The sequence below is a fragment of the Bradyrhizobium zhengyangense genome (assembly GCF_022012435.1).
GTDB classification, from domain to species: Bacteria; Pseudomonadota; Alphaproteobacteria; order Rhizobiales; family Xanthobacteraceae; genus Bradyrhizobium; species Bradyrhizobium zhengyangense.
The window spans coordinates 17,832-39,258 of the sequence record NZ_JAKLUA010000025.1; the positions used below are offsets into that span (position 1 = coordinate 17,832).

Here is a 21,427-nt window from a genome sequence, read left to right on the forward strand (position 1 = left end):
GAACTTCACCGACACCGATCTGGTGACGCCGGCCTCGGACCTGGTTGCGTCCATCAACTGGGGCGACGGCACGACGACGACGGGCACGGTGACGGGTGCGAACGGCAGCTTCGCCGTGAGCGGCAGCCACTCCTATGCCTTGCCGGGCACGGACACCATCACGACGACGCTGAGCGACCGCTCGCCGGGTACGGCGACGGCGACGGCGACCGGCAGCGCGACGGTCGGAATTCTACTCGGGGATGGTAATGGCGATGGCGTTCAGGATAATGGCGAAACTACACTTTCCGTACCTTGGGCTGCGGCGCAGCAGCTTCTCAATGCGAGCGATGCGAATCCCGACGTTCGCATATCGATGATGAAACAGGCGCTCAAAGCCCAACTCAACATCGACGCCGGAAAGGCTGACCCAGGCCTATTCCCTGGCCAGCCAGCGGGCCATGATCTGATTACTGAGGCGGTCGATTGGCTCAGAGGGTTGGCGCCGTTCACCTATTCCCCCACTAGCGCTAATGTGGATATTAACCACGACGGCATTCTGGAGACAGCTGCGACGAGCTTAGGGAACGATTACAACACCGCTACCCAGGCTTTCACCACGCCACCCCAGAAGGCTACGATGAATGCCTGGCTGCAGTACGTTGATACAATCCACAGCCCACCCCAGTCCGGCGATCTCTTGATCAACGGTCAGGATCTGAGAAACGCCTTGGCGGCGTTCAATGCGAACCAACTGGTCACCCTCATGGCGGGCACCCAAGTTGGCTGGAACAACGGTAGCGTCACGACTGACATTCAGTCCAACACGGCGAACACGTTCTGGAATGTGCTTGCCGACAATCATGTTATCGCAGCGCCGCATGTGTAAGTTGTGGAGCTGCGACCGGTTAAAGTGGTGACCAAGGCTCGTTGCAAAGATTCGCTATAGAATGTCTATAGTGAGAATGTCTATCGTGAGAATCGTGCTTAAACGGAAGTGAGGCAGTTTCGATTATGCAGAATGGCTTGCATTTCATTTCGGGGCTGCCTCGTTCCGGATCAACGTTGCTAGCGGCAATTCTTCGCCAGAATCCTCGCCTCCATGCTGGAATGAGCAGTCCTGTAGGTTCGCTTTTCATGGCCCTGCAAGGAGCAATGAGCCGAAGAAACGAGGCCGCCATTTTCATCGATGAAATGCAAAAGAGAGAATTACTAAAGGGAATCTTTGATAACTACTATCATGCCGTCCATCCAACTAAGATGGTGCTCGATACCAACCGTGCGTGGTGCTCCAAACTGCCTACGCTGGTAAAGTTATTCCCTGAGGCGAAGGTCATATGTTGCGTTCGGCATGTGCCCTGGATCATGGACAGTCTCGAACGTCTCATCAGGCAGAACGCTTTCGAATTGTCCGGGATATTCAACTTCGAATCGCTCAACACCGTTTACACGCGAGTTAACCGACTCGCGACGAGCGATGGACTCGTTGGATTTGCAATCGATGCTCTTCGAGAAGCTTTTTGGGGTGAGAATGCAAGCCGTCTTATCCTCGTCGGCTACGAGGCCCTGTGCAAAGATCCGAGCGGAACGCTAGATCAGATCTACGATTTTCTGGGTGAGAGCCGGTTTGCGCACGATTTCGAGAACGTCGAGTACGAAGCCGACGATTTCGATCTTGGAATCGGAACGCCCAACTTGCACAAAGTGCGCCGCAAAGTGAGCTGGCTTGAACGAGAGACGGTTCTCCCCCCAGAGCTGTTCAATCGCTTCGCCAATGACGCCTTCTGGATGATTCCAGAGTTAAACACACACAACGTACCAGTTATTTCGCCGCGAGGATAAGCGCCGGCAAGTCCCAGCATCGGCGGCACAGCGCCACCACCACTACGCAGGCGACGTCGATGTCGGCGGACCAGGCTTAGGAGGTCTCCCGGTTGCGTCAGGAGAACGATCGGCTACGCATTGAGCCGGAGCCGAGAAGGAAGCGAACCAAGCGGTACTCCCCGATCAGGTGACCGCAACGGCGTCGCGCGCCAGTGGCTGTCGCCGGATGGGACGGCTGATGGTCCCTACTATTCAACACGTTTCCAAGGGTCTTGTTCTGAGTGTCTCCGGATAAGTAAAAGTGATTACGAATGAATTTTGTCTGTCCGCACTTGATTTGGTGTGCGGTTCTTCGGCCGCAACAATCGACCAGCATGTGCGACGTCTTGGCTTTCGCTGGCGGGGATCGTTCGAAACGTAGACAGTATGTTGGCCACCGCACTTGATCTCGGGTTGCAAGGCGCGGCCTTGGCCGCGAAGACGGTCATGAGCGAATAGCTTGTTCTATCGCCGCCTAGCGTCCTGGCGTTTTTCACACAGGTGCGCCGGGAGACCGGCGAGGAGTGGGTGGTGCAAGTCCACTACGATGAAGGAATAGCGAACCGCATCGACCCTAAGCCGTGCGCAGGTGTCCGCGAGGATGCCGGCGAAGCGTCGGCAGGGGGACGTGCAGGCCAACCATTGAGCCGCGATAGGTGGCAAGATCGTCGAAGTCGACAGTTCCGCGCAGCAGCAAGGCGTCCGCGATTGCTCGCTTGAGATGACCGTGGGGCCCTTCGATCGAACCATTCTCGTGAGCAACGCCTCGATTGTTGCGGGAAGGCCGCATGCCGTAATGGGCACAAAGGGCCTCGTATCGCTGCGTCAGATCGTCCCGTGCACTTCCATCCTGATCGCCGCGCGACATCGGCCGCAACGCGGCAGCCGAGCGCAAGAAGCGCGGCATCGGTAGACCCGAGACCTTCGCTTTCTTGGGCTTCACCTTCATCTGCGGCAAATCTAGACGGGGAGCCTTCAAACTACTCCGGAAGACCCGACGCGACCGCATGCGGGTGAAGCTGCAAGAAATTAAGACGGAGCTACGGAGCTGCGGCAAAGAATGCACCAGCCTATCCCGTCACAGGGACATTGGTTGAGGCAAGTCGTTACGGGCCACTTCGCCTACTATGCCGTGCCCACAAATAGTCGGGCGCTCTCAGCGTTCCGGCATTACGTGGCCGACCCCTGGCGCCGCACGCTTCGGCGGCGCAGCCAGAAAAACGGCTTCACGTGGGACCGGATGACGAAGCTGGCTGCCGGGTGGCTTCCCGCGGCGCGCATCCTTCACCCCTGGCCCGACCGGCGCTTCGCCGTGAAACACTCGAGGTAAGAGCCGGATGCTCGAATCGGGCCTGTCCGGATCTGTGCGGGGGGTGCCCAGCAACGGGCATCCCTACCGCGATCCAAGACCCATAGCTGGCTTCGCGTGGGCGGGTACGTTGCGGAAATGGCCGAGATTCCTATCGGGTGCTTTGGACCCCGATGCCCTGGCTCACTACCGAGCTAATTCAACCAATTGATTCAGCACCGTAAATTCTGGGGCTATTTCTTTGCCCTTTATTTGGGCACAACGGATTGGACGACTAAAATCTATGAAATGTTGACACTGATGAAATTCTCCTGGAAGATAATTTAACACTTTAAAAAATATTAGAAGCTGTCCTTTGGCGAATTGTCTCGCGGATTTCTGCGTCCGTTTCGCCAACTCCGATAATTATGCAGCTACCGCATGAAGGAGATTGGGAATGAACAACAAATTATTGGCGCTTTCGCTGCTTGCGCTTTCCCTGCCGATTTCTCTGGCGCAAGCGTCGCAGGTGCAAATCGACCTCAGCTCCCAAGTGAACGCCGATCTGTCGACCTATAGTGGTGGATTCAATTATCCCGCCGGCGGCACGTCACTGACGATTGGCGCGGCCACATTCGGCCTTGCGAGCTATCCCGGTGGAAGCCACCTGGGCGCTGTGCAAACATTGGGGCAAGATAATCTTCCCACCTCATTCGTTTTTGGCGGACTGAACATCACTGGCGTTCAGACGATCTATAGTCTCGTCAACTCCGCTTTCGGCGCGAATGGCGCGACCACCGGGCAATTCATTTTCACAGGCACCGGAGGCACATTCACCTTCAGTCTGACCGAAGGGGTCAATATTCGTGACCACTTCAACGATGGCTTCATCAATACCGCGACGAGTCTGTACGGATCGGCCTACTACGGGTCCAGCAACGAAGATCGACTGGACGCTCAGCAATTCAACGTCTCCGGAATCGGTACGCTGACCCAGGTTGAGTTTGACTATATTGGCGATGGCGTATGGGGGAAGGGAGAACCGTTCCTTGCTGCGCTCACGACTGATACTGTTTCGGCGGTCCCCGAACCCTCCACATGGGCCATGATGCTGCTCGGCTTCCTCGGTCTCGGCTTCCTCCACTCGCGCCATCGGAACCGACCAGCGCTGAGCGCTGGATAAGCAAACAACTCCTTTGACTTTCGAAGGCCGTCTTCGGGCGGTCATTGTTACGCCTAGCCGACGAAAGCGGATGTCGCTTGTTGGCCGATTTCGTTGCAGAAGTCCGGTAAGAGCCGCCTTCGTACGCCTACGAGGAAGGCCGCCTTGTTTGACGGAGGCGAACGCTGCAGGTCCTAGGGGTAAGAGGCCCACGGCGACATGATCGTCGTGCGCTAGGCAGATGATCTGGTCGCAGGCTTCGAGCATGAGGACGACGCCCGTCGCTTCCTCGATGCACTGCGCAAGCGGTTCGGGGCATTCTCGCTCTCGCTCCATCCGGGCAAGACCCGCTTGATTGAGTTCGGCCGCAACGCGGCAGCCGAGCGCAAGAAGCGCGGCATCGGTAGACCCGAGACCTTCGCTTTCTTGGGCTTCACCTTCATCTGCGGCAAATCTAGACGGAGAGCCTTCCAACTACTCCGGAAGACCCGACGCGACCGCATGCGGGTGAAGCTGCAAGAAATCAAGACGGAGCTGCGGCGGATGTTCGAATTGTTCCGGGCGCGCCATTTTCTAACGATATCAATTTCTTAGTGGGATCAACGTTCGACTCCGCCGTTACCATTACGCATGATCGAATGGTAACCGCTTCAACTCGCATGCTTTACGGAGTTGAAGAGATTAGCGGGAGCAAAACTCCGAGGACCCGATGAACCAAGGTGGCATCAATGCAGAACTGTGCGCCGCGGTTGATGCCCACCGGAGTGACCATCGCCGCCGCCTGCCGAAAGCGATCGGCTATGCCTTCTGATCCTTCTCACTGGACAATCAGGAAACGTGGCAAATGAAATCGCACTCGCCAGTCTTTTACGAAGCGAGCGGGTTCAATGTCGCGGTGGCAGTCGCTAATTGAACTGGTACAGCTTCTTCGAGTTCAGCTTGATGCAATAGGTTTGGATGTCCATCTCGCCGCCGGCCAGCATCCTGATGCCGGTGGAGTAATCGGTCATGTATCGCCTCGGTTGGGCGTAGTACACCGGCACCCGTTTCTCACCGGAGTCGTTGACCGCGAGCGCGAACAGACACATGGCCAACGACATCGGCTTGGGCCCATACGGAGCCAGGGCCGACGTTAGTTTGCCGCTGTCGGTCATCTTGCGGAGAGCGTCGAATATCTGCGGACAGTCGTGCATATGAAGCTGGATCCGGTCGAGCGATTTGCTGCCACGCTCCTCCATCATGTCGTCGATGCTCTTCACGAACGCCCAGTTCCGCTGATAGCCGGGCGGCCCGGGCGGAAATGGAAATAGCAGCCGGACCTGATCGCACTTTATCTGGTCGAAAAGGGACGGGAGCAGGAGCGGCTCAAAACCTATGCCCACCGCCAGCATGTCGTGACTGGTCGCACCCTCGGTGTCGTAGTAGCCGGGGAGCACGCGCATCGGCTCCGGATTGCCTGCCAATACCTGACCGTATCGCTCGGGCGACGCGTAGGTGACGACCACGGTCCGTGCACGCGGATCGCGCATCAGGAATTGGGTGAGAGGAAAGAACCATCGTTTCGGCATCGCGGAGATGTCGAATAGGATGTCGGGTATTCCCTTGGCTAGGCAGGCGTCGAGCTCCGCCTTGATCGCGTCGAGTTCGCAAAGCAGCATCGTCTTGGGGGACGTCTTCCCCGCGAAAGCCGGCCGAGAGGAGCTCGCCCTTGTTTTGCGTGGTCAATCGTTCGAATGCCTGTGCATCCAGCGGGTCGGGATCGTGTATGCAAAAGAACCGACCTCCAGCGATCCGATCCTTGGCGTACCGCAGGGTGGCCAGCGAGCGTTCCTCCACGGAATTGCATCCGATCAGGAGCCACCGTTCGCTGCTCAACCTCGGCAGCAGCCAGCCTATCGGCCCCCACGGTCTGAATGCGTTGCCCGAGATCATGGGCGATTCTCCGCGAAGAACGAAAGCTGCTCGGGCTCGTTTTTCGGCTTGATTTCCTCATCCAGTCGGCGACTTCGGCGGCGCTAACGTATCGCGGCTCCTTCAACCGCTTGTAGGGCAGCTTGAAGTTCGGGCAGAGGATCGGGTTCAGATACCATTTCCGCCGGCACCGGCGGTCCTTCTCCTTCGTCGTATGTTTCAGCACCAGCAGATTGCCGTAGTCGCTCAACTCTTCGAGGAAGTCCTTCACGTCGGGTGAGCGGTCGAGGTCTTCGTCGGTGACCGAAAATCCGTTGTGGCCGGGATTGCTCAGCTTTCGGCTCGAAAGCAGCGCAATCCCGAACTTGTCGGCGATGCCCCGGACGAAGCGGAGCCGCTCCGCGCTCCGTCCGGTCTCCTGCGAGATCTTCTTCAACCAGTACTCGCTCGCCCGGAGCACGCCGACTGCCTGCACCCCCGGTTCAATTTCCTCCAGCCTGACCTTTCTTTCCGGATTTCTGTTTCCGATCTGAAGCTAGACGTCCCAGATGATCTGGCAGAGGCTCATGAAGATGAGGATATTGCCGCCACTGAGATCTATCACCTCGTTCCGTCCGCACCCGAGGAACGTCGCGCGGCTTGTTCGTTAGCAGGGCTTGATGGCAATCCAGTCATGATCGGCGAGTTCGTAGCGCATGTTTCGAGCCCCAGTTTGGACAATTGAATCACAGAGATCTGGCCAGACATAACGCTTCCGGACAGGCCCAGCTCGACGCTTACCGGGTAGAAGCGGATGTCAACCAGCCGACAAACACCGCCGAAACGCCGAAATGACCAAGACAGACATACCATACTTCCGTGTAATGACTGCCCCTTACGCTATAGTTCACGCTGCTTGCAGTATCAATTCGCTCACGCGGTCTGGTGCATCGAGCATGGCCATGTGCCCAATGTCCGGCAGTTCAAATGTCGTCCAAGATTTGTCGCCCTTGCAGTCAGCTAGTGCCTTATCAAAGTGAGGCTGTGGAAATTCTGGGAGGCGGATGTATGTCTTCTTCGCCACCTTTTGGAGCGCGCCAGAAACCTTGATCGGTTGGAGATAGGTGCCGACTGGATGCGGCGTAACTTTAGACTCTGCAAATGCCCGGTCGCGTTCAGCAACAACAATGGGCGGAATCTTCGCCAATCCGTGAACGCCTGCCTCGCCCTTGTCAGCGGCCATCTGTATTGCTTTGCGAAACCCCTCGAATGCGAGGTCCGCCACCCGTTGTCCGTCGGTCGGAACAAAGGCATCAAGCCATACGACTGATGAGACGCGATCGCCGACGCTTTCGAGTGCGCCCGAGCCCACAAAACCTGCATAGGACCACGCCACAAGGCAGACGTTTTCAAGACTTTCCCATTTGATCAGGTTGACGACGTCGGCGATGTGGGTGTCCAGATTGATATCCTTGGTTAGTAAATGCGAGCGATCGGCTAAGCCCGTGAGTGACGGAGCGTACACTTTGTGGCCGCCCTGTTCGAGCCGGTCAGAGACTGGGCGCCATATCCAGCCGCCGCAAAACGCCCCACTGACGAAGACGAAGGTCTTTCGCGCCGATTGCGCGCGAGCGGCACCGATCAGGCCGGGGGTCGCCGCTGCCATCAGACCTCCAGCGGAAGCGTTACGAAGCAAGCGGCGGCGAGTAATGTGAGACTTTGACATTACACGTATCTCCCTGTTTACGTAATCCACAACTCTTAGCTTTGGATTTTTGAAAAATTCGCAGGCGTAGTGAGTCGATGTTTCGCGGCATACCGCCTCTATCAAAGAGGAAAGCCGGGCGATGTCAGCTTTGCTTTGAATTGTCTCAACGAAGGCCAAAGCGGGACGCCGTGAAGAAGTGGCTGGCCACCTCCGAAGTGGGGCGCACGGTTATCGTGCGCATCTTGTGCTGCCTAATGTGGATGGCCTTTAGCGAGACTTGCGCGGATCATCCGCAGGGTTCAGATAGTTAATCCCTGTCGGTCCAACGCCGGTGATTTGAAAAATCACTTCCTCATCCTTTGTTTCGGCGAACTGCCAAACGTTTTGCGGCACGTTCGAGAACGTACCGGACGGAAACGGCGTGAGCTTTGTTTCATCGACCTTGTCGCCAATCGCCGAATAGTAGGTCCCGGAGATAATTGTCCGCACGCGCTCGTCCGGGTGGGAATGCACAGGCAATTTGTAGTGCGGAGGAAGCTTCACGCGTATCGTGAACAAACCTGGCTTCCCGAGGCTGCCGTGCAGTATCGCGATTTGCGCCCCTTTTGGCAGCGAAGGCAGCGGAACCCATTTCATATCCGCGGGTGTAACGCGATCGTAGTCAGCCGATCGTTCTTGTGCTGTCGCGCCCGAAAGGTCGACGAGAACGAGCATGACAAGCAAACCAACCGTAGCTTTGAGAGGAGGCATCGTCGGCTCCTGTTCAGCAGAAAATAAGGCACATGCGTCTGTCGGATTAACCACAGTTCCATCGTGTTCTTCGGCGGGATTTTGCTTGCCGTTGCCCGTTGGAACGCTCGGGCTCAATCGCCAGCGCAACCTGAGGTGTTGGAATGTTAGCACACCGAAGCGTCGATACGTCACCCGAACGGGTGAGAGGCCCGGTGCACAGGTCGGACCAAATACAACTCGCGAGCCGAGCCAAACGCCGTTCAGCAGCCGTTCCAGTGCCAACCGCCGAGATGATGCGGCCAATCGCCCGCCCGGAGACGAACGTTCTCGCGGTGCAATAACCGGGAGTATGTATATCTGCATGCCTAAGAATTAAGCGAGATTCCCGCGTGCCGATAATGTAATTTTCCATTGGAGCGTGCATATGGGGTCCGGTCTTGAACGCCGAAATTCTCGATCTCATCTATGGCGCAATCGCCGATTCCGGACGCTGGAGCGAAGTTTTGGTCGGCATATCCGACTATCTGGGTGCGCTCGGCGGCATGCTTGCGCATGTTCCGCCGCTGGGGAGCCACCGCACGCCGACCCAAATTCTCGGGCGCTTGCCTGAAGAGGCGTCCAAGACGTTCCGCGAACACTACGCTTGGAATCCCTGGACAGTGGCGATTACGAAGGTGCCCTTCGGCAAGGCCGTGAGCGCAAATTCCTTGATCGAGCCCGGGTTGATAGAGAAGACGGCGTTCTATGCCGACGTGCTGCAACCCTGGGGACACGCCGACATCGTCGATATCAGTCATAAGGCGCTCGCCGCTGACGGCTTCGTCGGTGGCTTCGGCTTCTGCCTCTCCCAGCGCGCCGCCGAGCGAGCGGACGAATATGTTCGCAAGCTCGACCCGCTCACGCCGCACTTGTGCCGTGCGTTCGAGGCGTCCCTATTGCTTGGCGCCCGGGCCGACGGCAAACGTCAACTGTCGACGATTCTCCAGCTGATGCCGAATGCCGCACTGCTGCTCGACAGAGATGCCCGTATCGTGCAGGCCAATTCCGCCGCTGAAGCGCTGCTGCGCCACTCGGATGGCGTGGCCTTCAGCACCAACGGTCATTCGCAACTTGTCGCCGCGCTTCCGAGCGAACGTCAGGCGCTGTCCAAACTGATCAAGGAAGCCCTGGACGTGGCAAACGGCCGAGCCATGTCGCTATCGGGTTCAGAACCGATCCGCCTCAGCCGCCCAAACGGCGCCACGCCGCTGCTTGTCCTAGCAGTTCCGCTGCCTCGCCCGTCGTTTGCGTTCTGGGAGTTGGTGGCACCCGCGCGCATCATCATCGTAATCATCGATCAGGATGCCAAATCGCGGGTAAGAGCATCCCTGCTGCGATCTGCCTACGGCTTGACGACCGCCGAGGCCCGAGTGGCGCTGCTCCTTGCCAGCGGCATCAGCGGACGGCAGCTGACCGCCGCTCTCGGCGTTTCTCCTGATACGATCAAGACCCACCTGCGCCGATGTTTCGAGAAGACCGGGACGCGCTCACAGGCCGAGCTGTCGCGGGTTCTTGCGATGTTTCCGGCAGCCGGCGATGAAAAAGACTAAGGTTTAGGGCGCTGATCGCACAGGTGCCATCGCCCGTCGTCGTTGTCTTAGCCCTCATGATCCGAATCCGGCAGCTTCTTCAAAACTAAACCGCGATGTCCATCACCCGATTCAAATCGAAATAGCGTCGGGGCGGCGGGAACAACCTTTGATCGATCAGAATCTGGTCGTCACCCGATTGGGTGAGGCGCCATGACTTAAGTCGTGATATCGTCATGCCACGTCCTTAGATTGCCACCAACACCATTGGCTGTCGGCGGGCGAACGCGGGGGAGTATAATGAAGTTCTCCGGCGAAAAGATCGAGAGGGTGCTCGACCTGATCTATGATGCAGCAGCCGAGAACGATCTGTGGCCGCACGCTCTCACGGCGATCGCCGACCTGACGCGGAGCGAGGGCGGGATCCTGTTCGGCGTATCCCTCACCGCGGAACGGGTCTATTTCGATTTCAATGGCCGTCTGAACGAGGAGTGCAAGCGCGCCTTTCAGGAACGGCATATCCAGAATCCTTGGTCGCGCTACATGGCGCACCAGCCGACCGGACGGGTGGTGCTGTCGGACGAAGCGATTTCGTTGGAGGAGCTTCGGCGCTCCGCATTCTACGACGAGGTGCTGCGGCCGCAGCAGGTCGCGCACAACGGAATGATGGCGCTGGCGGTGCGCGACGACTTTCGCGCCGCTTTCAACATGTGTCGTAGCGCGAGACAGGGCACGTTCGATCCGGGCGAGCAGCGGCTTCTGGCATGGCTGTCGCCGCATTTGTGCCGGTCGGTGACGCTTGGATTCCGGATCGACGGCTACCTGGCCCTGCAGCAAGCAGCATTCGACGTCCTCGACCGGTTAGCCGACGGCGTCGCCGTGCTGGATCGCAAAGCGCGGGTGCTATTTGCCAATGCCGCTGCCCGCCGCATGGCCGCGGAAGGGATGTTGCGGCTGCATCAATCGATCAGCACCCATTCGCCCGCGCATTCACGGCGGCTCAACGAACTGATACGAGACGCGATCCAGGGGAACGCAGGCGGCGCAATGAGCCTGCCGCGCATCCTCGACGGTCGCCTTCTGACCATTCTCGTCTCCTCGATCCGCAGCAGGGATCTCGGCCGTTTGTCGGACGGGGGTGTGAAGGACGCGGCGGTGCTGCTGTTCGTTATCGATCCCGCCAACCGGCGCTCGCTTCCCCTCGGACAGATCATGGACGTCTATGGCCTGACCCAGGCCGAGGCGCGCGTGGCGCTCGCAGCGTCCTCCGGCAACACCATTTTCGAGACGGCGCAATCGCTCGGTTTGTCTCCCAACACTATCAAGACGCATCTGCGCCGCGTCTTCGCAAAGACCGCGACCGGCCGTCAGGCCGAGCTCGCCGCCCTGGTCGCGGCGATCGGCAGCATGCGGATCGGCGAGACGGATTCCTGACAGCGATGCGTCACCCGGCAGGGTGATGACGGCAGCGGCGCCAATCCCTAACGTTTCGCGCGAAGCACGTCCGGCTGTTCGTAGACCGCCGAGTGAAAATCGCAATGAGGTCTGCCGTGCGGTGGGTAGAGCTGGTCGGATACGTCGCCTCGTCGCTGGTGTTCCTCACCTTCTACATGCGACGAATGGTTCCGCTGCGGTTGGTCGCGCTTTGCAGCAACGTCGCCTTTCTGACCTACGCTTGCGCACTCCATCTTGCGCCCATCGCCATTCTCCATAGCGCCCTGATTCCAGTGAACGTCATGAGGTTGGTCGGTGCATTGCGCGAGGGTACAGCACACCGCGGCGGTGGGGTGCGTCCGGTCGCTGCGAATAGATGCCTGCCGGGCCGGTCAGAGGGCTCACGATGACGAAGACCTCCGACCGGTCGGTCCACATGCCTAGTCGCATCGACGGTTGCTCGTCCGACGCCCGACGAGCCCGTACGGTTCGAGCGGCTCGACGCCACGGCATCATTCGAAAGGGGGGCATCTGGCGTGGCCGTTCGAAGGCCATCCGCCGAAGATGCACGAGCGGCGCGGGCCCGAACTGGACCGCGAGGTGGGGAGTGGCGCACGAACCTTCCGACTTTTTTATTGACCCGAAGGCGAACTGTTTTTCCGTAGAGCATTATCGAAAAAGGAATTTCAGCATGTTTATTCTTACAAGCCGAGCCGATTGCAGGACAGGCCACGATCATTCAAGTGCAAGACGAATTAGCTGCTACTTCATGGCCTCAATGGTTGGTGCAGCCTGCGCGGTTCAATTTGCGGCCAGCGCGTCGGCCCAATGTGCAGCACGCTATGTCTTGCAGAACCAGCTAGAGTTGAAGACGCACTCCGCCCCAGCGTCCCAAGAGCCTATCACGTCCGCCCGCGATGTTGTGACCTGGAAGACGATTACAATCGGAAACTTCGCCGATTCTCTTACACTACGCGACGAACTGGACAGTAAGGGCTGCAGCGTCGGCGGTCAGGCCGCCGAAATCCTTGCCCGGCCGGCGTTCACGGTTAGCTCGCACAAGACGCATGTGGAGCTTGTCAACCTGTCGCCAGCCCAGCTTGGGTTCACGTCCGACACCGTGACCCTGGCCAGCGTCTACACGCGCGCGCGCCAGCTCGGCTTTGAACTTGCTGCCGCCGAGATCGGCCCGCAGTTGCGTATCCAGTATCTCGACCAGCCCATAGGTGAATTTCTGATCATCGGAATGGAGCCGATCAAGACGTGGAGCGGTGAGCCGATCATTCTGGATGTGGCAAATGGCGGAGCCGGATTGATCCTCATCGCCCGGGACGGCAGAGCCGAAGCCGAGATACCGGTTACATCTCGGTTTATTTTTGCCCGATCCCATCAACCCGCAGCCAGCACCCAGCTCGTTGGAACCGGCAGCCGCACTTCTGCCGCTGTAAGCGGACTAACGCGTTAGCGTCCGTGAATGGCTACTTGTGGACTGTAGCTGCGGTATCACTTCACTCCAAGGTCTGTCTGCACCGGATTTGGAGAAAACTGAGACGCTTTCCAGGGGAGGCTTGCTGTCCAGCCGCAGCTTTCTTAACCGCAAACACTGAGAACGGGAGGGATTTGGGCTTTATGGAGACGCTCCCCTGCCTCGAACCTCCGACGTGTTGCGGGGTGATGAGCCAGCCCTCTTTTGTTTCGGGCCGCGACGAATTTTACATAGTGATTTCAATAGTATATAAGTTCGTAGTTTTATTCTGAATGGCGCGCCAAATTGCCACCATTCAGAATAAAACCGCGAACCCGATGCCCTGGATCGGCCGATTGTGATCGGGCCCCTTTGCGCGGCTATCGGGCGAAGCAAAATTGCGTCAAGCTGATATCGGATAATATTGGCGCAAGCCAATCTTCACGATGACGCAAATGGACGCCCGAATTACCGAACTCGTGGCGCGGCTCTCGGCGCTGGAACGCGAGCGCGCGGAGATCTTAGCCGAGATCAACACCCTGCGATCGGTGCGGAGTGAAGAGGCTGCGGCTATCAACGCGGTCCCTTCGGCAAAAGCCGGCGATACTATCGACCGGAATTCGACGATCGAAAAGAAGATTGCTCTGTTTCGCCGGCTTTTCCGCGGCCGCTCAGACGTTTTCCCCGTCCGTTGGGAGAATCGCACGACGGGACGCAGCGGGTACGCACCTGCCTGTGCGAATGAGTGGCAGCGTGGGATTTGCGAAAAGCCAAGGGTCAAATGTTCGGCATGTGCAAATCAGGCATTCCAGGCCGTAGATGAAGTGTCGATAGAACGTCATCTACGCGGGACCGACGCGAATGGCGCCCCGTTCGTTATGGGTGTCTATCCGATGCTTGCAGATAACACTTGTTCGTTCCTGGCTGCAGATTTCGACGAAGGGGAGTGGCGAAGAGATGTCCTCGCTTTTAGGGAGACCTGCCAGCGCCACAAAATTCCCGTCGCCGTTGAGCGGTCGCGATCCGGAAACGGTGCTCATGCCTGGATTTTTTTCGAGGAATCGATATCAGCAGCGTCGGCGCGCCGTCTCGGGGCATTCCTTATCACTGACACGATGGAGCGTGTCCCCGATATCGGCTTCGGATCCTACGATCGGCTTTTTCCGAGCCAGGATACTATGCCGGCGGGTGGGTTCGGCAATTTGATTGCCTTGCCGCTTCAGGGACTCGCGCGAACCTCTGGCAACAGCATGTTCATCGATGAATCTTGTTCGCCATATCTGGATCAATGGGCCTTCCTGTCAGCGATTGAACCTATGGCACGATCGAGGGTGGATCATCTAATCGAGGAAGCGAGCGCATCTGGAAAAATTCTCGGCGTACGCATTCCTCTCGTCGACGAAGACGAAGAGCCGTGGCTTGCCCCGCCGTCGCGCCGACGGCCACCGCCTGCAATAGACGGGCCACTACCAAGTACGATCACTGTCGTGCAGGCTGATCAGATTTACATTCAACGTCACGCGCTGCCACCCTCATTGATCGCGCGTCTTATTCGCCTTGCCGCGTTCCAAATCCGGAATTTTACGCCGCACAAGCCATGCGCCGATCCACCCACGACAAGCCTCGGATCATCTCTTGCGCGGAGCTGACCAGCCACCACGTCGCGCTGCCTCGGGGGGGCCTCAACGCGGTGCTAGATCTGCTTGCGTCACTTGGAATTACAGTAACAATCGAAGATTGCCGTTTTTCCGGTGAGGCGATCCCACTTGCCTTCACTGGCTCGTTGCGGCCCGATCAGGAAAGCGCGATCACAGCCCTATTGCCCCATGATACCGGCGTGCTCGCGGCAACGACGGCGTTCGGCAAGACGATCCTAGCCATCCGAATGATGGCCGAGCGTGGACGGAATACATTGATCCTCGTTCACCGCCGTCAGCTGATGGATCAATGGATCGAGAGGCTCGCAGCGTTCTCGACTATGTCGCGTGACGCGATCGGCATGATCGGCGGCGGTCGTCGCAAGCCGAAAGGTCAGGTTGACGTCGCCCTGATCCAGAGCCTGGTTCGCAAGGGAGAGGTCGATGATATCGTCGGCAATTATGGGCATCTCGTTGTCGATGAATGCCACCATTTGTCGGCGGTTAGCTTTGAACTGGTCGCGCGCCGCAGCAAGGCTCGCTACATCCTCGGTCTGTCAGCAACGGTTACGCGAAAAGACGGACATCACCCGATCATTGTCATGCAATGTGGTCCCGTTCGGCATCGCGTGGATGCACGAACCGAGGCAGCCAAGCGCCCATTCGATCACGTGGTGCGGGTCAGGGATACCAGCTTCCAACTTCAAGCCACATTGGGCACTCCTGCTCCTTCCATTCAGGATGTTCTCAAGGAGTTGGTTAATGATGAAGCGCGCAATGATCTGATATTCGATGACGTCTTGTGTACTTTGGAGGCGGGCCGCTCACCCGTCGTGATAACTGAGCGCACCGCCCATTTGGAGACCATCGCAAAGCGTCTTGAGCGTTTCGCTAGGCATGTGGTCGTATTGCGCGGTGGTCAAAGCGAGAAGCAGCGCCGCGACATCGCCGCGCGGCTCGCAGCAATTCCCCACGCAGAGGAACGTGTCATCGTCGCGACCGGACGTTACCTCGGCGAGGGTTTCGATGATTCCCGCCTCGATACCCTTTTTCTTACAATGCCAATTGCTTGGAAAGGCACCCTCGCTCAGTATGCTGGCCGGTTGCATCGCCTCAACGACGCCAAGCGCGAGGTGATCATTTATGATTATGCCGACATGAGCGTGCCGGTTCTGGCCCGTATGGCTGCAAAACGCCGCACTGGCTATCAGTTAATTGGTTACAAGATATTGAGTGCGCACGATCTGTTTTCCGATCAGGTTGTCAAATCGAGCGCACTCGGTACGCATTAGCCAAGCGACCAAATAGTAAGAAGAGCGCGGGCGGAATTGCAAGAGGCCGCAAAGGGCGCGGATTTTGTGGGTGGATATCGCCAGCTTTGAAAGGAACGAGACCAGCTTCCGGCTATCATTGCAAATGATTCGCGGAGGCGCCTCGATGAGCCGAGCCCAGCAAAAATTCACGACGACGGATGAGCATGCGAGACGAATTGCGCGGGCGATCGGCAAGGGTCGACCGCCCCCTTTTAATGATTCCTTCGATCGGTACTGCGAAAGCTCCCCACGCGAAATCTTTGCCGCCTTCACGGGCGCGGCTCGCCACATGCCTCCCGCCGGCCAGGATGAGCCGCTTGCGATCGGTTATCTGTTTCTGCTGCAGCGGCTGCTGGAGCATCTACGTTATCGCACCGATCGGGGCTACGCGGACGCAAGCCAGCTGATTGCGGATTTTCAGGCGGACGTCGTCGCGCAAGTCGAGGCAGGAAACGTCGATGGGCGCGTGCTCGACTTCGTGGGAGGAGCCCTGCATCAGTCGAAAATCCCCGCATCGCCGCAGTTTGCCGCGGCGTCGGCAAAGCAGCCCGTCGATCGGGACGAGGACGGACCGCTTCCTGCCGACGCCCACAGCGCTCTCGCCGGCATCCTGGAAGCCTGTGACGGCGATCCGTTCATGACCGTCGGAGCGCTAACGGAAAGCGGTCATTCCATGCCGGAGGACGCCCGCGGCGCTCTGGCCGGCGCCTTGGCGCTTGCTGGCATCCCCAATGCGCGCAGCGCCGCGGTTCTGTTCCTGCTCGATCCAAATCCGACGGTGCGCCGCGCGGTTGCCGGAGCGCTTGCGCAAGTCGGCGCCTCGCTGACGCCGACAGAGGTTCGGCGGTTGATCGCGATGCGCAATTGGCGTCCCGAGAACGAGCGGGCCGAAGTCGACGCGATCATCCGCAAGGCGCGGGCGGCTGGGATCGATTGCGCGCCATGGGAGGCGGGCAGCGTCGAGGCAATCGTCGCTACCACCGTCGATGGCGCCGCAACGCAGGGATTCCTACTGATATCCCCGGTCGAACGGAAAAAGCGGATATCGTCGGTCCTGACCAAAGGCGGGATTACGGATGCCTGGAGCGGCGAGCCGGAATCGCGCCGCCGGATCGAGATGAGCCTTGTCGCTGCCGGGATGGACGCCCCTACGCTTGCCGTATCCCGTTCCTATCTCGACCGCACCGTGGCGCACCACCTGGCGCTCAGCATCGAGAAACGGGAAGCGCCGCCGCTCGGCCTGCTCCAAGTCGCCGAAACGATCGGCGGTGCCGATTGGCAACCCGCGCGCATGGCCTTTGGTGAAACGCTCGCCGGGCTAATCGCCGAGGTCCCCAAGGCGATGTGTGAGCCCGCCACGCTCGCATCGGTGTTGCGGAAGAGCAACGAACTTGCCGAGCTGGAGGCTGTCGCACAATCCTGGTTCGAGGACGACCCGCAGGTCGCTCAAGCTGTGGAGCGCGCCCGCGGCCGTGATCGCGCCAAACTTGCGACCTATCTATTGCAGAGCGTCATTGCGCGACATCGCGATAGATGGGCCGACGTTGTTTTGCGTACGGCCCTATGGATGCGCGAGGCTCCTTCGGAGGCCGGCCTGTGCTGGCGCCAGCTCGCGATCGTTGCAAAAGCGCTCGCCGAAGGACGGGATATGACCGAGATCGGATTGATGCGCGATATCGCATTGCGGACGATCGCGGTGCTCAGGGACGCTGGGCGGATATGAGTGAGCCGCAGACGCGTCTTGCGCCGCCTATTCGCCAAGTTGGGGGACGTGGCAAGGGAAGGTGGCACTCTCAACCGTATCGATCGTCAAAAATTATAAAGCAATTTCAATTACATTTAAGTTCGCAGTTTTATTCTGAATGGCGCGCCATTTTGCCACCATTCGGAATAAAACTGCGAACCTTTTGAAGCAAACACGGATCGGCCGACTGCCGCACAGCTTCGCAACTCTTACTCTTGCCCGATCGCGATCTTTGCCTACAGCGAGTGAAGCGCCCTTAGACACCTATCTCGTTGTCCCATCCTTTAAACTACACAAACAAGACGTCATTGGCATGGGCCAGCAACGTCTTAAGCGAGGTGTGCTGCAGCTCGATCGTGTGCGTGGGATCCGTTGCAATCATGACGCTGGAACCGGACTGCGTCACGTCGGCACTGGCCAGCAGGGCCTGGACTGTAGCGAATTGTGCAAACAGCGAATGATCGAGCTCAAGAATATCGTGCGGATTGGCCCCGGTCGTCGCGACATGGAAGTCGGTGATCACGGCGTGGCCGAACCCAGCCTTGAAGACGAAGGTGTCGCCGCCGCCCGGCCGGTGATGATGTCGTGGCCGGCACCAGCCTCGAACACATTGGCGCCTGACGATCCGATCAGCCTCTCATGGCCGGAGCCGGCGATAACGTTCTCGATCGAATTCACGATGCTGAATCCGATCTGGCCGCCGACGAGCAAACCTTGCGCGAGGTTTGCGGTCACGTTGCCGGGAATCCGCGAGAGATCGAGCGTATCGCTGCCCGGGCCGCCATTGAGGAAATGGAATTGAAAATTGCCGCCCGGGGTCAATGTGATCGTATCGTTTCCGGCGCCGGCGCTGACAAGGATGTTGCCTTGGGAAATGGTGATGTGATCCGCGCCGGTCGTGCCCGTGACGCTCCGTTGGGTGCTCGGGGCATTGATCTGATTGTCGAGTGCGAATGTCGAAACTGTGCTGGTGACTAGGTTGCCGGCCAGGTCTGTATCGGTCGCGTTGATGAAGTGCGTGCCGCTGCCCACCAGCGCGATCTGCTCGGACCAATGGCCGGTGGCGTCGACGGTGACCGACCCTCCGGTACTCGAATTGTTATCGAAAAGCTGGACCTGGGTCCCGGCCTCTCCGGTTCCCGAAACGGTCAGAAGCGGATTTGCCACCTGCGCATCCGGGGTGGTGATTGCGACCTTGGGGCCGACTGAGTCGTAGGTGAAGGTCAGACTCGCATTACCGGTACCGGCGGCGTTGGTCTCGCTCGCGACAATCGTGTGTGTTCCCTGCGCCAGGTTGGCGGGCGTGAAGCTCGGTGGCAGAACGACGACGCGATAGCGAAGGCCCAGCATGAGACCTATCAAGACTGTATAGGCAGCGAGCATCGTCACGTGGAGAATCCAACTGTCCCGCCAAGCTACGCCCGCGCATCTAATACTGATTTAAATAATCAGGCAAAATTTCTCATGTTGGTTGCGTTGGCGTGCATCGCGAGCCTTCGCGAGCTCTCATGCAATGCCGCGTTCGGGAGGGGGCTCTGTGGCCTTCGCATCCTGAGATACGACTTGGCATCTCCTGCCTCGGAACGAATGCGTCGTGCCCACGTTTAGGACTGCATCATGTCCGCTCCCGATGCGGGACGTGAGCATTGAAAGGAATCCGTTAAGCCGTAGTTATCCATCTCCGCTCAAGCGCCGCTGTCGCCGTCGAAAATGCGGGAGTCCGTAAAACTATAGCAATCGGCTTGAGCTGGAGGAAACAGGCTCCGAAGTCAAATGCCCTCGTGGAGCCCGCAAGAGGCTTGCGACGGGGGCGTTAATGTCTACTAGCAATCGCATTTTGACCGATTTCGCCGTGCCTCCGGGCAGGGATGCCGTGGACGGCCTTGCAGCGATCGCTGCGGCGCTTGACCGCGGGCTCGATGCTGCGCCTCATTCGCGCGGACAGAAATCGCTCGATATCCTCGCCATCGTCTGCGGCTGGGCTGTGCTTGTTTCGGTCGTGCTGCACCCCGAGCTGCAGCTCGGCGCCATTGGACTCTGTGCTGGCTTCATGGTCGTGCGCACGGCATTTCGCAGTGCATTCGGCGCGCGAGAGCCGTCGTACCTTTAAACCAGTTCGAATAACATCCTGAGCGAGATCAGGAAGCGCCGGGCGTGTCCGCGGCCGCATCGGGCGGGATGGGGAGTTGAAGTTCGCCCATCTGGATCGGATAAGAGTGCGACGTCTTGTCCCAAACCAACGGTTTCCCGGACAGGCGATGACTGGTGTAGATGCGAACCGCGCGCCACGTCGCAAAAAAATTGACGAAGTTGCCGACGATGAGCCGCGGCGCCGACATCAGGGCGTGTCGCAAATTATAGATCATGCCCGTAAAGATCATGCGATTTAACAGGCGCCAGATCAGGAATGCGAAGGTCACCCAAAACAGCGTCCTGACCCATTCGGACGACAGCAATGTATAGGTCAGTTCGAGGTTCGAGTCGAAAAACCATCGAAACATTTCGAAGGCAATCAGATTGGCCATCGCAAAATACGCGAGCATCACCGCCGGGCTCGTAATCACGCCCTTTCGATCCCGCGCCAGGAAGTACTTCGTTCCGAACGCGCCCTTCCAGCCAATTTCCTCGGAGCCCTGAAAGACGATCCCCAACAGCCACCGTGCGCGCTGCCGATAGGCGGCCTCCAGCCCAGTGGGAAAGAACTCGCGTGTCGCAATCGGGAGGCTCCGATGCAGGATACCGGGGGCGCCGGCATCGATGTCGATATCGATGGCGTAGCTCGCGGGATAGGCGACGAAAGCCGACTTGAAGCCAAGTTCGGAGACGCGGAACGCGATGTCATAGTCTTCAGTGAAGGATGCGACACGGAACGCTTGGCCCTGGTTCTTGTCGACGAGGTGGAGGATAGCCTCTCGGCCGAAGCAGGCGGAAACGCCGGCGCAGGGAATGACGCCTGAGACGCGTTGCCGGACTTCGAGATCCTTGGTGTGCATTTCCGCAAACTCGTCCATGTAGATTCCGCCGATCAGGGACAGAATGGGACGGGAGAACGAATAGACCGGAAGCTGGACGAAGTCGTAGATCTCGACGAGCTTGTTGAAGAGCTTCAATTCCAGGGGATGGATGAGATCCTCGGAGTCATGCATGACCATGCCGGCAAATTGAATGCCGTGCTCCGCCTCGAACATGAAGATGTCCGACGTGATCTGGTTGAGGCAATCCGCCTTGCTGGTTGGACCATCGCGAGGGACCAGCACCATGTGGATATTCGGATAGAGGCTCTGCGCCTTGCGTATCTCGTCCTGGGTCAAGGGGTCATTGAGATAGACGCCGACGAAATAGTGAGCCTGCCGATAACGAAGCAGCCGCGAATTGGACGACAGCATCGAGAAGATCACATCGTGCTCCTTCCAGCACGGGATCATGATCGCAAGCGGCCGCTCCGGCAGCTGCTCGAGAAGCCCGACGTCGGGTAATTCGCTCGACTTCGTCTTCGTCGTACCGAACAGCTTGCCGCTCCAGTACAGCAGATCCACCAGAAGATCGTCGAAGCTGGAAATGGCGATGATGATGCCCGCCGTGAGCATCATGATTTCGATCACATAGAGATATTCGAGCAGGAAGCCATTCAGATTTGGCATGGA

General features: G+C 58.6%; 17 protein-coding genes and 1 pseudogene. 10 read left to right on the forward strand and 8 right to left on the reverse strand.

All coding sequences use genetic code 11. The features are described from left to right. A partial coding sequence (locus L6637_RS38240; RefSeq protein ID WP_237873971.1) for a hypothetical protein occupies positions 1 to 868 on the forward strand: 868 nt, incomplete at its 5' end. Between the two features lie 125 nt (positions 869 to 993). Next, the gene (locus L6637_RS38245; RefSeq protein ID WP_237873972.1) at positions 994 to 1,821 is read left to right on the forward strand and encodes a sulfotransferase family protein; all 828 of its coding nucleotides are present in this window, start codon (positions 994 to 996) and stop codon (positions 1,819 to 1,821) included. Positions 1,822 to 2,494: 673 nt separating this feature from the next. On the opposite strand, the pseudogene L6637_RS38250 reads toward L6637_RS38245, so the two are convergent. Further along, positions 2,495 to 2,674 (reverse strand): annotated as a pseudogene (locus L6637_RS38250) (IS21 family transposase); the annotation flags it as partial. 913 nt (positions 2,675 to 3,587) lie between these two features. Between L6637_RS38250 and L6637_RS38255 the strand changes: the two are divergent. Continuing rightward, positions 3,588 to 4,313, forward strand: coding sequence for a PEP-CTERM sorting domain-containing protein (locus tag L6637_RS38255; RefSeq protein WP_237873978.1), 726 nt, complete (start codon positions 3,588 to 3,590; stop codon positions 4,311 to 4,313). 884 nt (positions 4,314 to 5,197) lie between these two features. On the opposite strand, the gene L6637_RS38260 is transcribed toward L6637_RS38255, so the two are convergent. The 4 genes from L6637_RS38260 to L6637_RS38275 all read right to left on the reverse strand — a co-directional run bounded on the left by L6637_RS38260 (position 5,198) and on the right by L6637_RS38275 (position 8,925). Continuing rightward, entirely contained in the window at positions 5,198 to 5,860 is a 663-nt protein-coding gene (locus L6637_RS38260) for a hypothetical protein (protein ID WP_237873979.1), read from the reverse strand. A 38-nt stretch (positions 5,861 to 5,898) separates the two neighbouring features. Next, positions 5,899 to 6,732 (reverse strand): ORC-CDC6 family AAA ATPase, encoded by an 834-nt coding sequence (locus L6637_RS38265; RefSeq protein ID WP_420868604.1) that lies wholly within the window; start codon positions 6,730 to 6,732, stop codon positions 5,899 to 5,901. A gap of 357 nt (positions 6,733 to 7,089) precedes the next feature. Then, positions 7,090 to 7,848: an alpha/beta fold hydrolase gene (locus tag L6637_RS38270; RefSeq protein ID WP_237873981.1), complete on the reverse strand. Its 759-nt coding sequence runs from the start codon at positions 7,846 to 7,848 to the stop codon at positions 7,090 to 7,092. Positions 7,849 to 8,157: 309 nt separating this feature from the next. Continuing rightward, positions 8,158 to 8,925: a cupin domain-containing protein gene (locus tag L6637_RS38275; RefSeq protein WP_237873982.1), complete on the reverse strand. Its 768-nt coding sequence runs from the start codon at positions 8,923 to 8,925 to the stop codon at positions 8,158 to 8,160. A 134-nt stretch (positions 8,926 to 9,059) separates the two neighbouring features. On the opposite strand from L6637_RS38275, the gene L6637_RS38280 reads away from it, so the two are divergent. From L6637_RS38280 to L6637_RS38305, 6 genes are all read left to right on the forward strand, one after another. Beyond that, positions 9,060 to 10,211 carry a helix-turn-helix transcriptional regulator gene (locus L6637_RS38280; RefSeq protein WP_237873984.1) on the forward strand — a complete coding sequence of 384 codons (1,152 nt, stop codon included), beginning with the start codon at positions 9,060 to 9,062 and terminating at the stop codon, positions 10,209 to 10,211. 246 nt (positions 10,212 to 10,457) lie between these two features. Next, positions 10,458 to 11,624 (forward strand): helix-turn-helix transcriptional regulator, encoded by a 1,167-nt coding sequence (locus L6637_RS38285; RefSeq protein WP_237873987.1) that lies wholly within the window; start codon positions 10,458 to 10,460, stop codon positions 11,622 to 11,624. 607 nt (positions 11,625 to 12,231) lie between these two features. Then, positions 12,232 to 13,089: a hypothetical protein gene (locus L6637_RS38290; protein ID WP_338076891.1), complete on the forward strand. Its 858-nt coding sequence runs from the start codon at positions 12,232 to 12,234 to the stop codon at positions 13,087 to 13,089. A gap of 455 nt (positions 13,090 to 13,544) precedes the next feature. Continuing rightward, entirely contained in the window at positions 13,545 to 14,738 is a 1,194-nt protein-coding gene (locus L6637_RS38295; RefSeq protein ID WP_237873988.1) for a TOTE conflict system archaeo-eukaryotic primase domain-containing protein, read from the forward strand. Beyond that, positions 14,687 to 16,018, forward strand: a complete 1,332-nt coding sequence (locus tag L6637_RS38300; RefSeq protein ID WP_237873989.1) for a DEAD/DEAH box helicase — start codon at positions 14,687 to 14,689, stop codon at positions 16,016 to 16,018. The genes L6637_RS38295 and L6637_RS38300 overlap by 52 nt, the downstream gene beginning before the upstream one ends. A 310-nt stretch (positions 16,019 to 16,328) precedes the next feature. Next, positions 16,329 to 17,762 carry a hypothetical protein gene (locus tag L6637_RS38305; protein WP_237873995.1) on the forward strand — a complete coding sequence of 478 codons (1,434 nt, stop codon included), beginning with the start codon at positions 16,329 to 16,331 and terminating at the stop codon, positions 17,760 to 17,762. Positions 17,763 to 18,072: 310 nt separating this feature from the next. Here the strand turns inward: L6637_RS38305 and L6637_RS38310 are convergent, their stop codons facing one another. After that, entirely contained in the window at positions 18,073 to 18,306 is a 234-nt protein-coding gene (locus L6637_RS38310) for a hypothetical protein (RefSeq protein ID WP_237873996.1), read from the reverse strand. After that, a complete protein-coding gene (locus L6637_RS38315; RefSeq protein WP_237874031.1) occupies positions 18,303 to 19,166 on the reverse strand; it encodes an Ig-like domain-containing protein in 864 nt (287 codons plus the stop codon). Before L6637_RS38315 ends, L6637_RS38310 begins: the two co-directional genes overlap by 4 nt. Before the next feature lie 433 nt (positions 19,167 to 19,599). Between L6637_RS38315 and L6637_RS38320 the strand changes: the two genes are divergently transcribed. Further along, positions 19,600 to 19,893 (forward strand): hypothetical protein, encoded by a 294-nt coding sequence (locus tag L6637_RS38320; protein WP_237873997.1) that lies wholly within the window; start codon positions 19,600 to 19,602, stop codon positions 19,891 to 19,893. Between the two features lie 28 nt (positions 19,894 to 19,921). Here the strand turns inward: L6637_RS38320 and L6637_RS38325 are convergent, their stop codons facing one another. Beyond that, positions 19,922 to 21,424, reverse strand: coding sequence for a glycosyl transferase family protein (locus L6637_RS38325; protein ID WP_237873998.1), 1,503 nt, complete (start codon positions 21,422 to 21,424; stop codon positions 19,922 to 19,924). Between the last annotated feature and the right edge of the window lie 3 nt (positions 21,425 to 21,427).